A 14099-nucleotide genomic window follows, 5' to 3' on the forward strand; every position below is an offset into this window, starting at 1 on the left:
TTAAGCTTAGAATAGAATAAAAATAGATTCTAAGAAGTACTCAGAGGGCTTTGGACAATGAATGAAAGTGTGAATTTGCAAGATTTGATATTGACAAAATTACCAAAAAATAAAAAATTGATTGTCTTTTCATATGGAGATATTTATCAAAACGAAACGAATTTTAGTATCCCAATCATTTTAAAAGAGATATTCAAAGATAAACCCGAATATTTTCTATCTTTTTTCAACCTAAAAGAAATTTGTGCTTTCCCGTTGGGTACTGTTATTGAAAACCAGCAAAAAAATGGAACCAGTGCAGGAGATATTCACAATTTTCAAATAAGTATCGGCGATGGATTGCTGGTGACCAAAAATCTTAAGAATATACCTATTTTAGATAAGTTTATGAGTGAGCTGCCTGAGAAAATAGGTAAATACAATATTGGTTGGCATAAAAATCAGCAAAAATATTCAACCTTTACAGATAATTTATCTGGAAGAACGGTTATTTTTCCACACTATGAAATCGCAAGATATTTCTACTTTACATCAGCATCGATGGCTAGACAAATTATGTCGGAGACTCAGGGGCAAAATAGTTCATTGGATGGCCTTTATAAAAGAGCAACATTAGATAATGGGATTGGTAAAATATACTTAAAATTCAATGCAAATAATATTGATGCAGAAAATATATATAGATTTGTTATAGACAAAAGAGCTAATAATATGTGGCTACAAATAAGAAGAGATATGGTTGCTAGCAAAATATTATCTGAGCATAGGAAACAAAGTGCTAACTTTGTGGGCTCGCCAAATACGATGACTATTCAAGCAAATTTTCCAGTACCTGGAAAAATAAATTTTAAGGCAAGAGTTAAGGTATTAAGTGATGGATCATTGCTTGTTTTAAAAATCTTGCAAGAAAATTCGTTTTATCCATTTGAACAGCTTAAAGTTATTAGAGAGCTTCCTGGAGGAAAAAAAGATATAATAGGTGTGATAAAAAGCACAAAGCTGTCCAAGAAAGATTTAACGAATCAACTCAATGAAAGAACCCCCAATATTTTACATAGTTCAGTAAGTATAGTAGATAAAGATGAGGATGCTAATTTAGAGGCAAAGTTAGATCTGCTCAATAAAACTATTGAATTTGAAACGATTACAGAAGAAGACCAAAGTAGAGAAATAGTACGAGGAAGTGATAAATTGCAGGAGGACAAATTAGATCTAAGCTCAAACGACGCGGAAGTGCAGGGCGATCTAAATACTACAGAGGGGCACTTGAAAAAAGAAGACGAGGATAGTGAGCAAGAAACCGGAAGTTATATAACTATTGAAGACATAAAAGCCATGTTGATGTATTGCTCTGATATTTATTGCGATTTTTCATACAAAATTTTAAAATGCGAGGACTTGCCTCAAAAACCAAAAAACTATCGAGGAAGGCATGCGTGGAAGAGGGCTACAATGTTGGATGGAGTGACTCCTAGAAAGTATATAGTGGTTGAGATATACTACAAAAATTGTAGGTACATTATTCTTGAGATACAAAAAGACAAATTGTTAGAAACGCTTAGTACGCTTTTAATTAGGGATTATTATAATAGTATAGATGAGGATATCGTGCAAGAAATAGTCACAAACATTGCAAAAACGAGTAATAGTTGGTTGCAGGATTTAAAATTTAAAATGACCAAATACTATTTATACCATCCATATGATACACGTGAGAAAAAGATACAAGATTGGGGCAAGAGGTTAAAATGCGTACTGGAGAGATATCAAGAAAAATGACTCATTATAATATAATCTATAAATACGAATAAAAATTAATAGATAGAGGTTGCATGCCCGTAAACGACAAAAATAAAAAAGCTTTTAGTTATAGTTGCGTGGATAGGAGTGGCAGGAAATTTATATATAAAAATTTTAATAAATCATGCAGCTATAAAACCAATTTTTCCGGCACTATATTTGACGGCACTTCTTTTATTGGAACAAAATTTAAATTTTGCAGTTTTTATGAAGCCCAAATAAGATCTTGTTTATTAAATGGAACGCTTTTTAGAAAATGTAATTTAACGAATGCACTTTTTGAAGATTCAATTATTTCATCTTCGGTTTTCAAGGAGTGTAAAATTAAAAATTGCAAATTTTATAATTGTAAAATAGTATGCACAAGCGGCTTATCAAAAATTATTAGTAAAAGAAATTTAAAAAATACCGAAATATTAACAGCTTTTCCTAGTAGTAATAATTATAGCAAAGAGCTATTAAAGGCTTTTGATAAACTTCGCAATAACCGCTTTATAAAAAATTCTAGCGTATTATTTCAAAAAAGAGATGCAATAAATACACTATCGGTCGATATATTGGTATCAGAATTTGGTGAAAATTTTCTAGTAAATAATTTATCAAGCCTTAACCATATATCTTGTGATTTTCATACATTGAGCTATATTAAAAAAATATTGTATAAAAAACAAAAAAATGATACAATAAATGAACTCGGTTCTATTGCCACACAGGGCTCTATAAGCTAATCAAACACTCGTCTACGGACTGATGCGAGTTAAAGGTGTTTGTAATACAAAAATTAGCGGAGGTGCTACCTATGGTATCAGATGTTTTGACGGTTGTCTCTTTTTTTACATTAATGTGCTATAAAACCTTGCATTACATTGGCTCTGTGTTTAGCAATAGGATGTATTTTTTAATAATGCGTAAAAACCTAGCATTAATATATCAGGCATCTTAAAGAATTGCCATCGTATCCCGTATGCTCAAATATCACTAACTATAAATATATGATATTTTTAAGACCAATCCAAATTTATTGACCATAACAGTTAATTATAAAATTATCATTTATCTACTCTTATGAAAGCCCAGTTCATATATTCTTGTTTTCGCTCAAAGCGGTTGCCGTTAAAGTACTTATTGAGATTATAAACTTCTGGCTCCGTAAGCTCTCTCGAAAGTCCCCATTGTATTTTTTTAACAAGATCGTCGATAGTTTCAGGTATTCCATCACCGCATGAAGTTTGTATATACTCTAGCTTTGGAAGATATCCCATTTGGAATAAAATATTTATTAAATATATAAAGTCTGGTCTTTTTTCAATATTGCTTCCAAGAGCATTTAAAACGTCTTCGTTAATGAAACTACCGACTTTAAAAGTAATATAAAGGGCTTTTTTCGTCTTTGAAAGTAATTTCTCTAGGGCTTGTTTTAAGTCATCTACGTCAAGGCAACGAGATGCAAACGTAATATCGCACTCAGGTACGTCGCTAAAGTCGTCTTCGAATGCTTTTTGCGCGAATTCAATATTTTTACAATTAAAATCCCGAGAGTTTTGTTCTGCGAATTCTAGCATTTTCGACGAAAAATCATAACCGTAAATTTTATCTACCTTATTTGCTGCAGCTATGCTTAATGCTCCGGCACCGCATGCGAAATCAAGAAGCGTTCTTGCGCCATCAAAATCGACTCTTGAGATAAAGTCTTTAACATAGTCGCTCTTAAGTACGCTCTTACTAAAGCTTGCTGCCTTAACGTCCCATTTGGCTACTGATTTCCTAATAAAAGAGCTATTTGTTCTTTGCTCCTTATAAAGCTTATTGAAATCCAGCCTATCGTAATTAGAAGGTAATATCATAATTTGTCCTCATATTTTTGATAATCTATTCCGTAAATCTTATCTATATTTGATGGATTTATCAATTCATCGCACTTTCCAAAATCTAGTATCTTGCCATCTTTTAAAAACAATACTAGATTTGAAACAAATTTAGCGTGACGAGGGTAATGAGTGGTTTGTACGAAAGTATACCCCTCGTCTTTTAGCGTCTTTATCATTTCAAGTAGTTTAATTTGATTGCCGAAGTCAAGCCCGGTCGTAGGTTCGTCCATAAAAATAACTTTGGCGCCTTGCACTAAGGTCCTAGCGATATATGACAGCTGCCTTTGTCCGCCGCTTATTCTAGTATAAAGTTCATCTTTTAGCTCTAAAATACCCATTTTTTCCAATGCATACTCGGCAAGTTTTTTATCGGCAAGGCTAAAGTTAGAAAATAAAGACGTTCTGCACAATGCGCCCATTAGTACTATATCAAATACGCTATATTCATATGACGGGGCATGCGTTTGAGGAACGTAGGCTATAAGCCTTGCAAGTTCTTTTTTTTCGTAATTCCTTACGCTTTTACCGCATATATTTACCGTACCCTCAAATTTTAAAAATCCAAGCATAATACGCAGGAGAGTGCTTTTGCCGCTACCGTTTGCGCCCAAGATACTAAGCGTATCGCCTTTTTTGATACTAAAACTTATACCGTTTAGTATATTCTTATCTTTGTATCCGAATTTTAGATTTCTGATTTCTATCATTAAAAACTCTTTTTAGCTCTACGAAGCACTAGAATAAATATAGGTATTCCAAACAGTGAAGTTACTATACCTATCGGGACTTCAAAAGTAAACATAAGTCTCGAAAAGTTATCGCAAAAAAGTAAAAATATAGCACCTATCATAGCTGAACTAGACAATACGGCGCGATTATCCGCTCCGAATATAAAACGAGCCATATGTGGAACTATAAGACCTATCCAACCGATAATACCGGCTATCGTTACGCTTAGGGCACTGATAAAAGTAGCAACCAAAATAACGAAAATTTTAACCCTAGCAACATTTATGCCCAGACTTTTAGCCTCTTCTTCTCCCAAACTCAGTGCATTTAAATATTTGCCGCTAAAGGCCAACAATAGTATTCCCGCAAACATCGGTAGAATCGAAATTTGAATAAAATTCTTCGAAGCAAACCCTAGGCTACCCATTAAAAAATAAGTAATAGCCGGCAATGAGTCATTTGGATCGGCTGCGTATTTCAATGCTGATAGTAATGATGTGAAAAGAGAACCGCTAATAACACCTCCTAGAACCAATACTATAATACTGCCAGAGCGTGAATAAAAGGCCGATATGCTTAAGGCCGTCAGTACCGCTATAAAACCAAACGCAAAGGTACTAAGCTGAATGAGATATTCGTTTAATCCGAAAAACATTCCTATGGCGGCGCCGAATCCGGCACCGCTTAAAACCCCAAGTATTGATGGACTTACTAGAGGATTTACAAACATGGCTTGGTATGCTGAGCCAGAAATAGCCAAACTAGCGCCTATTATAATGCAGGCCATTATTCTAGGAAGGCGAATTTCCGTTATCAAAGTATGCATAACTTGATAATTTTTCAAGTCTTCGCCTTTTATAACGGCTTTAAAATATGTTAGATAATCTTCCGCATTAAAGCCGTATTTTCCTATTAGTACCGAAAGTAACATAAACCCTAGCAATAAGATACTTAAAAACGTAAAGGCTTTTTTACTCACCTATAAGCTCTTTTACTTGGTTATCGCTTATGTCAACCTCTAGGAATAATTTATAAAAGTCCTTAACTTCCTTATTCATATTGAATTTAAATACATCAGGGTGAGTTAAATTTATAAGCCATTTAAGCCCTATGAATCTCATAAATGAAGGCGGACGATCAAACCAAGAAAATGGTTCGCGAGGTAAGTAATAAGCTCTTTTATTTTTTACGGCTTTTAGTATTTGCCATTTAGGATCGTCATAGATTTTATCATAAAAGCTCTTCTCGAAAATTAATATAATATCAGGATCATATTCGGCTATTTGTTCAAAGCTAATTTTAATGTGCCCATAAGCCGTAGCATCCGGATTTCCACTGCATTTATGTACATTTTCGGCACCGCTTAGCTCTATAAGCCTAGTATGCCATGAGCCCTCGCATTCAGTAGCTAGTCCGTCTGGATCTTCGGCATAGTATATTTTAGGCTTAACAACTGAGTTTTTTACTATATATTCATTAAGCTCTTTTGAAATATCCATGGTTTTTTTAGAATACTCTATTAGCTTTTTTACTCTATCTTGCTTATCTAAAATTTTGCCCAAAACCTCAAGAGAGTCAATGTAATCTTCTAGTTCATAGCCTTTTAAGTACAGCATAGGTTTATTTATGCCACCCAGGGTTTCTTTGAATTTCTTTTGAGTATTTTTAGAGTCAGAATTTACTAATATCAAATCAGGATCTAGCTTTAAAAGCATTTCCATATTTGGAATTTTGCCTTGCCCGAAAAATCCTCCTACTACCGGCTGGTTAATCATACTCTCTTTTAGATACGGCTTTTCTCTTTTACCGAAACTAGAATTTATACCGCTGACTTTCTCGGGAGCAACGGTATATAGCAAAAATAGTAACGGTGGATTACTGGCGTAAACTTTATTTGGGACTCCATTTAAAGTCTGAATATCTACGCTATTTTTTGATATAAATTCATCAATCTGTTCGTTTGTCATAGCAAACGAAATATTTAGAGAAACAAATAATAAACACAAAATATGTTTTAACATGACATTATCCTTTTTTATAAATTTATCTTTAATTATAGAAACAAACTCTTGTCGGGCATCTTACCGCCCAAAAGCTTTGGATTAAACTCAAAAATAGTTTCAAAAAATGACATTATCTCATCTTGCATATCGCGAGCTTTTGTTACCGTCAAATTTGCCCTATCAAATGCATTAACCAGTGCCGGCTCTGGAACCGGTAGATATTCGGCTCCTATTTTGGCAGCACTTTGCTTATTATCTTTGATCCAAGATAGAGCGTTAGTTAAGTCGCTATGAAGCGTATCAAATAGAGGCAAATTTGCTTTATAAAAATCTACGTCGACTATAATGCCCGCCATCGGAATGTACGGCTTGGTATTAAAGCTTTCTCCCCAGACCTTAGGAATATCTACTCCGTAATGTACCGCTATCCCCATTTTCTTCCCGCGCAGTATGGTTGCTGCCGGAAGAGGTTGAGGGGCGATTAAAATATCATAATCTTTTTGTAAAAATAATCCTGCAGCTTCCGGCGGCGTCTGCGTATACGTAATGTCTATTTTGGAAATATCTATTCCTCGTTTTTTACAAAGCGCTCGCAGAACCAAATCAGGCATATCACCCTTAAAAGGAATTATTAATTTTTTGCCGATAAAATCTTCAAAAGTTTTTATATTCTCATCTTTTACCATGGCTTGTATCGTACCAAGGCTAAGCAAATTTAGCATAGCTAAATTTAAGCCGTGATTTCGCATGTTTGCTCCCACGTTTGATGGCGCCATAGTGATTTTTATTTCCCCATTAGCTACGCCTGCTCGGAGTTGATCCGTACTATTCCAAATGCGTAACCTCACGTCATGAGTCTTTGCTAGCTCGCCTTGTAGGCTTGCTACGGCCATTATCACGCTAGGGATTGCCGGCGCGCCCCACATCGTGAAATTTTCCTTCGCAAAAAGGCTCGGCGCAAGAGCTGTAGCACCAATCGCCGCGCCAAATCCTAAAAAACCTCGTCTATTCATATTGTATCTCCTTGCTATACAGATAGTTGTCTTTAAAAACTAGAGTGGAAGCTGACAAACACCGCCCTCCCCGGCGCGTGCACCACAGGATCAGGATCTAGCGCTCCTACGTGCTCACCGCTGATAAACTCGGCGTAATCTTTATCAAAGATATTCGTCACGCCAAGCCTCACGCCCCAGCTGTTTTTAAACTCAAATCCGCCGTAAACGTCCATCGTCGTAAAGCTCTTAGCCGCTTCACGCTTGTCGATGCCAAAGCCGGTGGCTTTATCGAAATCTCCTCTATTTTGCTTTGCTACGTAGCGCACCGCCGTGCCGATATTGTAGCTGCCAAAGCTCGCGTAGTCCTTGTAATCAAAGGCCAAATTTGCCTCAAACGGGCGGATCTGATAGAGCGGTCTGCCGTCGGTTTTGTTTTGTCCGTAGTTGTAAAATAATGAAGTTTTTAGCCCGAAATTTCGCGCGAAATTATACTCCCCGCGCAAATTTACGCTGTAAATCCTAGCATCAACGTTGCGCGTGATGACGGCGTTTTTATTCATCGGCGCGGCAGCGGCCGAGTGGCGACGATCGTAGATAACTAGATCCTGCGCGTCGTCTGCGATAAAGTACCCGCCCAGACTAAAGCTATCCTCGCCCTGACGCGAGCTCATGTATTCTTTATAAAATTCGCTCTTATAGGTAAAGCCCAAATTTACGCGGTTGTGGCGCTCTGGCTTAATAAACGGATTGCTGATCCAGCCTCTAGTAGTCGGCCCATAGAGACTGCTAAAGCGTTCCATATTGCTCGGCATACGATAAAGACTTTCTATAGCCACATAGTAATTATCTTGCTTATTGGGCGTGAAGTCGTATTTTAGGCTAGCGCTTAAGCCATTCTGTTTTATGTTGCCGTCAAAGTCTTTGCCGTAAATTTGTTTAATAAGCTTAGCGACGGTATTTATCGCGCTTGCTCCGTTATAAACCGTATTTAAATCATTTAAATTCGACTTCATCCAGTCGTAGTTTAGAGCTAGGCTGAGCTTGTGCGCGTCAGTAAATTTATAGCTTAGCGTATCAAAAACTCTCGTTTTTTTATTCGTTACGTCTGCAAACCTAAAGCCGTTTAAAACCCAATCATTGCCTATTTTACGATATCTTTTGCCCTCATGATTATCGTGCTGATATCCTGTACCGACCACATTGTGCCAGTTTGAAAAATCAACATCGTATTTTAGCTCCGTATCTATAATCTTTCTATCTACTTCTACCTTTACCATATTAGAAGGGTCTGCGCGGCGCAAATGATAATTGTCGTTTCTTCTGCTCACGTCGCGTAATGCTATTTCAAAATTTAACGTATTAGATAAATCCTCTTTACCTAGCCTGGCGTTAAACTTACCGATATATCGTTGCGTCTTTATCGAGTCGGCAGTATGGTGAGGCTGCTTGTCATCGTCAATATTATCGTGCACTAGCGTAAATCTAAACTCACTTAGCTCACTAGGCACGAAACCCACGACCGCGCTTTGCCCCTGCCTGGCATAGCCGTAGTTCCATTCCCTGCCGCCACCGTCTTTGTAGCGATTGGCTTTAGAAAAGTTTGCGTTTAAAATCGTATAGAAATTTGCACCGCGGTATTTAAAAAGTCCCGAACTATAAAACGTCCTGCCGTAAAATCCGCCCGCGACGTGAAATTTGTCCATCGAATTATCGAGCAAATCCGTCACAAAAAAATAATCATCCCTTGGCACGCGGTTGAATTGATTTTCGGGAAACGCGCTTTGAGCGATGTTTGGCGTATAAGGTGGCGGAGGCGTAAAATCCTTTATCGGCTTTATAACGTCGGGATTTGCACCGTTTGCAAACAGTACCATCGTAGCCGCAGCCAGACTGATAGCTAATCTCATTAGAAATCCTTTTAGATATAATTATGATTTTTTATATCAAAATATCAAAAAGAATTGTAGTGCAATAATTTTTAAATAAACTTGATGTGGAATAATAATTAAATATCTATGTAAAGAAGTTAATATTAAGCAGGGGGCGGATTACTGTGGCCTTTTAAATAGGTTTAATGGTAATTATATCTTTATATTCAAATACCTATTTTTATCTAAAATCTTTATATATATGGCACTGCAATATGTGATTATTTTGAATAAAATCTTTAAAATTTGAATCTGATTGAATCAAAAAACAAGAGCCGGAATACAGTAGATACTGTTCTTCTATGGTTATAAAGTCCTCATAGCATTTATTTTTAGTTGTAGTATTAAATTTTATGACATCTCCTAATATTTCGTTCTCAAATACGCCATCTGTTTTTCTCCATAAATAAATCATTTTATTAATCTGTTTTAAAAAATGAAAAAAATCGATTGACGCTACTTTTTTTCCGAATTTTATACCGTAGCCCTCACTTAGTATTTGTAGCAAACATTCTACTGCTTTAAGCCCGTAAGAAAGTTTATTTATAGTATGAGCAGGTGCCGTTTTAAGATCGGTGCCACATTTATAGCAAAAAGTAAAGTCTCTTTCGTTGTAATGCTTATAAATTACTAGTGGAGAGCCACATGTAGGACATCTGCTGTGCAGAAAACAGTCGTGCTTGATGCATGCTGTATAAAAAGAAAGTCTCCATGTCTTTCTAAAGTAGGGTACTGTATCCTCCTTTAGGCATTTGGGACAAAATCTTAATCCGCCATTTCTTTTTATATGGCAATAGTTCCCAAGGGGCTGTACAAAGCGAGTTCTGGTTCTACCATTAATATGTTCTTGTAGTTTTCCTTCATAGCTTTTTAATGTCATATCTAGAATTTGCTCCTTTGATAAATGACTTTTTTCCGAGAGTCGCTTCATAAGATCTTGAGGACACCATATATCCAAATCCCTTTGCCAGATAATATTTCTTGCATATTCTCTAAAATGCATGTTAGTAAAAGATGTAGCTGCTGCATCGTTTGCTAGAGCTACTCTTACTAGCCATGACGATAGTAATTCGTCGTCTTGAGGCTTTGGATGAATCACAAAGTCCCTATCGTTTAAATTTATAAATCTAGTAACATGGCTTATCATATTTCTATAAAATCAGTAATATTTTTTCTCATAGAAGGGCGCACAAAATTAGATTTTTTAAGTGTTTCCATGGTAATGCTTTCAATTTTTTGTTCTATGGCATATTGAGCAGCTAAGTTTATTAAATCTATAATTTCTCCTATATACCCTTCAGAGTAGTCTAAAATATAATTTGATATCTCTTTTGAGGTGGCCATATTTGATTGTTTTCTTAGAGGGAGAGTTTTTTCTATGCTTGCCAGTAAGGATAAAAAAGATCTATCGTATTTCCATTTTGGTACAACCAGTGGCGGAAATCGATTACTTATTTGTGAATCTGTATTTATAGCATGTAGTGCATCGGCAGTGCCTACCAATATGATGGGTATCATTAACTCGTTGCTAAGATTTTTTAATGCCACCATAAAGGCTTTTTGTTTTTGTACGGGTGCCACTATAATATTGTGTATTTCATCGATTATAAGCATATTAGTGCGACATAGTAAAAATATTCCCTCAACCTTTTCTTTCTTTTTTGTAGCTCTGTCTGTGTTTTTATATGGGACCCCTAGCTTGTGTAAAATACTTCCATATAGGTCTGATGGATTGGAGCTTTCGGGCGCACTCACCGCTACTACTGGCGTTATTTTGACATTTTCATCATCATATGGCATATGGCTTCTAATAAATTTATTTACGATAGACGTTTTTCCGTTGTTGGTTCCGCCAACAATAAGCCTGCCTTTCATTCTATTTTTTTTGGGATGCTTAAGATGAAATTCTAATTCTTTTAGAATTTCTTTGGCAATTGGGTATAAAAACCACTTCTCGTTTAACATAAAAGCAATTCTTTCTTCATCTGTAAGCAATAATGCATCTTGTGCTTGTTGAATTAAATGTTGGTTTTCCATAGGTTGTTGCCTTTATAAAATCTCTATATCATCGAAAGGCTCAACATCTTTATATAAATCAGATAAAGATATGTCATTTTCAGCATCAGATGAGGCATTTGACTTAGATTTGGTCTTTGGTATATTATCAAATTTCCTTTTCGTATCTCTATGTTTTTGTGCGGAGTGCTTCCTTCTTATACTTTTTACTTTTTGCGCAGAATCTTTTTCGATTTGTTTCATTTTTTCATATGCCGAAAAGATAGTCACTTCATCGTATCCAGTTACATTGTTGTCGTCAAGATATTTTTTGATAGCCCTTAAATCCCAGACTGATATTGGAGGATAGGATATATTCCTAAAAGGAATTGGATAATACTCCTTTATTTCAGGATCATAAAACCAAATTGTACTTATATCTCTTAGGTCTCTTTTGAAAATAAATTTTCTAGCTTTCTTGTCTTTATCTTTGGCTCTAATCCATCTTCTTAAGGCATCTGCATAGTATTGAATGCTATCTATTTTAATTCCAGATTGCTGGATTGTGCGTTCAATAGTAGGTAGTAGCGAAATTTTAAATTTATCTTCATCAGCAATTCTTTCAGGCAGGCCTCTACCCAAGGATGTTTTGCCATCGCCGAATATTCCTATCTCGTATTTATGCTCTGGAGTACAATTTATGCCGCTATGTATCTGTTTGTGGTAAACATTTATGATGTATTCGGTAAGCCATTTTTCAAGAGACTTGAGCGTCATAGTGGCATATTTTTCGGATTTATATTCTCCTCTTTGCTGAATATTTGAAAAAGTGGTGCCAGGCAGAGTGTGTACTTCTCTCATAGCGGTACCTATAATCCTTTCTATGTGACCACCAAACTGCGGTCTTGCAACAGGTCTCCAATTTAACTCTATGCCGTAGTGCTCACAAACCCTTTGCAAATCCTTTCCTCTAAATTCTGCCGCATTATCGAGTCCTATTGTTTTAGGAATCCCCCAAATATTCCATTCGCCATCGACTTCTAGGCTTCTTAAATATTTCTCTTTTGATAGCATTGCTTGTGTAAGGCATTGTGAGACTGAAAAATAACTAGGTTCATCTAGGCTTATAAAAAACCCCATGACCATTCTACTATAAATATCCATCGCTATGGTCAAATATGGTCTTCCTATAGGCTGTCCGTACACTTCATCTACAACAATAATATCCATTGGGGTATGGTCGATTTGTATAAAATCAAGCGGATATTTTCCTGCTGGAAACATACCATCTGTATTTCTATATTTTCTGTCGGCCATTCTAGCGCTTTCTCTTCGTTTAAGAACTTCCTTGTCCGACAGCGACTGGATTCTGGAGCGTACCGTGTTTTCGCTAGGCGGCTTAATTTTTGCATTTTTACATCTTTGGACTATCGCCATATATGTCTTTTTTGATGAATATTTCTGTTTCGAGAGATATAGCTCCTCAATTGTTTTTTTAATTATCAATTCCACCTCTTCAACTGTTCTAAGACGTCCTCTGCCTCCCTTGGCTTGATTTTTTGGGGCTATAGAAGCTAGAAGATTGCCTGAGTTTTTGTATGCTTCAAGCCACCTATAAATTGTACTTGGGTGCAAGTTATATTCAGCAGCCCTTTGCTTGATGGCCTTAATTCTATTGGTGACTACACCCAAGATAGGCTTTATAATTTCTAGTCTTTTGTTGGCTTCGTCCCAGTCATTTGAACTTAGTTCTAAGGGGTTGATGTCTTGTTGATTATCTTCTTGATTGGAAATTTGAGACTCTTTTGTCATTTCTTGAATAGGGAGAATAGCTTTTTCTCCAGTTGAAATATTCTGTGCCATGATTTCTTGAAAGTTAATTTGTCTAACAACTATATATTCTACATTGTTATAAAAAATATGCATGCCTATAGCATATTGCACCTTATTCATCGCAGATCCTTATTGGAGTATTAAAATTTATAGGCTTATACATATCTATTTTGAGCTTTGAAGAAAAAACTAAATACCAAATATAGGGAATGAATTCTGCTTGTCTTAGCCTATTGTCGCTAATTTGGTTTAAAATATATGCAAGTGTTTTTCCTGAATATTTTTTACACAAGTTAAATGCGTCTTTGACCGCATTGGTGCTCTGAAGATTAGCATATGTGTAGATTAGTTTTGCATTCTCAAGATATATTGGATCTATATCTAGTTCTGTAAATATTTTAAAATTCATATCATTTTCATACAGATATTGTTCAATTTGAAAGAATTTTGCATCGAGAAAAACTTTCTTTTCTTTAAGCTCTTCGCTAAATTTGATTTCAAATACGCATGGAAGCTTATTAAAATTTGGATAGTATTGTACTAGACAATCAGGGGTATATCTGTAAATTGAATTTCTATAGGCATATTGTGTTGTAAGCGGTTGTTCCTCATAGGATTGCACTTCATGATTAAATTCTAAAAGTAAGTAAAAGTCTCTTTCGAGCAAAGATTCATAGGAGATAGGCGACTTGTTTTTCAGACTCTGAAATATTCCGGTGGATGAGCGATAGTTTTTTGGAATTTTTCGTACTGACATAGCTACCTTTTTATTAATTTACTTTAGATCTAGTGAAATTAATTGTTTTCTATATCTCAATTATATTTTTTAAAATACTATACATGTATTATACCGCCTTTAAAACTTTTTAGCAACTTTTATTGAATTTTTATAATATTTTAGCAACTTTTATTGAACTATTCGCAACTTTTATTGAATTTCTAGTAGCT

Annotated in this window: 12 protein-coding genes; 2 read left to right on the plus strand and 10 right to left on the minus strand. The window is 35.6% G+C overall.

Annotated elements, in window-relative coordinates:
• The first annotated feature begins 57 nt into the window (after positions 1-57).
• Both CVS93_RS00380 and CVS93_RS00385 read left to right on the plus strand, forming a co-directional pair.
• Positions 58-1779 carry a Tn7-like element transposition protein TnsE gene (locus CVS93_RS00380; protein WP_107686148.1) on the plus strand — a complete coding sequence of 574 codons (1722 nt, stop codon included), beginning with the start codon at positions 58-60 and terminating at the stop codon, positions 1777-1779.
• Between the two features lie 53 nt (positions 1780-1832).
• The gene (locus CVS93_RS00385; protein ID WP_103559950.1) at positions 1833-2528 is read left to right on the plus strand and encodes a pentapeptide repeat-containing protein; all 696 of its coding nucleotides are present in this window, start codon (positions 1833-1835) and stop codon (positions 2526-2528) included.
• Positions 2529-2849: 321 nt separating this feature from the next.
• On the opposite strand, the gene CVS93_RS00390 is transcribed toward CVS93_RS00385, so the two are convergent.
• The 10 genes from CVS93_RS00390 to CVS93_RS00435 form a co-directional block, all read right to left on the minus strand.
• Positions 2850-3644 carry a class I SAM-dependent methyltransferase gene (locus CVS93_RS00390; RefSeq protein ID WP_107686149.1) on the minus strand — a complete coding sequence of 265 codons (795 nt, stop codon included), beginning with the start codon at positions 3642-3644 and terminating at the stop codon, positions 2850-2852.
• Positions 3641-4375, minus strand: a complete 735-nt coding sequence (locus CVS93_RS00395; protein ID WP_107686150.1) for an ABC transporter ATP-binding protein — start codon at positions 4373-4375, stop codon at positions 3641-3643. Before CVS93_RS00395 ends, CVS93_RS00390 begins: the two co-directional genes overlap by 4 nt.
• Positions 4375-5376 carry a FecCD family ABC transporter permease gene (locus CVS93_RS00400; protein ID WP_103604734.1) on the minus strand — a complete coding sequence of 334 codons (1002 nt, stop codon included), beginning with the start codon at positions 5374-5376 and terminating at the stop codon, positions 4375-4377. Before CVS93_RS00400 ends, CVS93_RS00395 begins: the two co-directional genes overlap by 1 nt.
• Positions 5369-6418 carry an ABC transporter substrate-binding protein gene (locus tag CVS93_RS00405; RefSeq protein ID WP_103593417.1) on the minus strand — a complete coding sequence of 350 codons (1050 nt, stop codon included), beginning with the start codon at positions 6416-6418 and terminating at the stop codon, positions 5369-5371. Before CVS93_RS00405 ends, CVS93_RS00400 begins: the two co-directional genes overlap by 8 nt.
• 32 nt (positions 6419-6450) lie before the next feature.
• Positions 6451-7413: an ABC transporter substrate-binding protein gene (locus tag CVS93_RS00410; protein ID WP_103559946.1), complete on the minus strand. Its 963-nt coding sequence runs from the start codon at positions 7411-7413 to the stop codon at positions 6451-6453.
• A 32-nt stretch (positions 7414-7445) separates the two neighbouring features.
• The gene (locus CVS93_RS00415) at positions 7446-9302 is read right to left on the minus strand and encodes a TonB-dependent receptor domain-containing protein (RefSeq protein WP_103604732.1); all 1857 of its coding nucleotides are present in this window, start codon (positions 9300-9302) and stop codon (positions 7446-7448) included.
• A gap of 202 nt (positions 9303-9504) precedes the next feature.
• Complete coding sequence (locus tag CVS93_RS00420) at positions 9505-10470, minus strand: TniQ family protein (protein WP_107686151.1); 966 nt, start codon at positions 10468-10470, stop codon at positions 9505-9507.
• A complete protein-coding gene (locus CVS93_RS00425) occupies positions 10467-11360 on the minus strand; it encodes a TniB family NTP-binding protein (RefSeq protein ID WP_103559943.1) in 894 nt (297 codons plus the stop codon). Before CVS93_RS00425 ends, CVS93_RS00420 begins: the two co-directional genes overlap by 4 nt.
• A 12-nt stretch (positions 11361-11372) precedes the next feature.
• Positions 11373-13271: a Mu transposase C-terminal domain-containing protein gene (locus CVS93_RS00430; protein WP_103559942.1), complete on the minus strand. Its 1899-nt coding sequence runs from the start codon at positions 13269-13271 to the stop codon at positions 11373-11375.
• Positions 13264-13908 carry a TnsA endonuclease N-terminal domain-containing protein gene (locus CVS93_RS00435; protein WP_103559941.1) on the minus strand — a complete coding sequence of 215 codons (645 nt, stop codon included), beginning with the start codon at positions 13906-13908 and terminating at the stop codon, positions 13264-13266. Before CVS93_RS00435 ends, CVS93_RS00430 begins: the two co-directional genes overlap by 8 nt.
• Between the last annotated feature and the right edge of the window lie 191 nt (positions 13909-14099).

Source organism: Campylobacter concisus (assembly GCF_003048535.1).
In the GTDB taxonomy this organism is placed as follows: Bacteria; Campylobacterota; Campylobacteria; order Campylobacterales; family Campylobacteraceae; genus Campylobacter_A; species Campylobacter_A concisus_S.

Coding starts and splice junctions, on each gene's coding strand:
- CVS93_RS00380 (WP_107686148.1), top strand. CDS start 58: ATGAATGAAAGTGTGAATTTGCAAGATTTGATATTGACAAAATTACCA.
- CVS93_RS00385 (WP_103559950.1), top strand. CDS start 1,833: ATGCCCGTAAACGACAAAAATAAAAAAGCTTTTAGTTATAGTTGCGTG.
- CVS93_RS00390 (WP_107686149.1), bottom strand. CDS start 3,644: ATGATATTACCTTCTAATTACGATAGGCTGGATTTCAATAAGCTTTAT.
- CVS93_RS00395 (WP_107686150.1), bottom strand. CDS start 4,375: ATGATAGAAATCAGAAATCTAAAATTCGGATACAAAGATAAGAATATA.
- CVS93_RS00405 (WP_103593417.1), bottom strand. CDS start 6,418: ATGTTAAAACATATTTTGTGTTTATTATTTGTTTCTCTAAATATTTCG.
- CVS93_RS00410 (WP_103559946.1), bottom strand. CDS start 7,413: ATGAATAGACGAGGTTTTTTAGGATTTGGCGCGGCGATTGGTGCTACA.
- CVS93_RS00415 (WP_103604732.1), bottom strand. CDS start 9,302: ATGAGATTAGCTATCAGTCTGGCTGCGGCTACGATGGTACTGTTTGCA.
- CVS93_RS00420 (WP_107686151.1), bottom strand. CDS start 10,470: ATGATAAGCCATGTTACTAGATTTATAAATTTAAACGATAGGGACTTT.
- CVS93_RS00425 (WP_103559943.1), bottom strand. CDS start 11,360: ATGGAAAACCAACATTTAATTCAACAAGCACAAGATGCATTATTGCTT.
- CVS93_RS00430 (WP_103559942.1), bottom strand. CDS start 13,271: ATGAATAAGGTGCAATATGCTATAGGCATGCATATTTTTTATAACAAT.
- CVS93_RS00435 (WP_103559941.1), bottom strand. CDS start 13,908: ATGTCAGTACGAAAAATTCCAAAAAACTATCGCTCATCCACCGGAATA.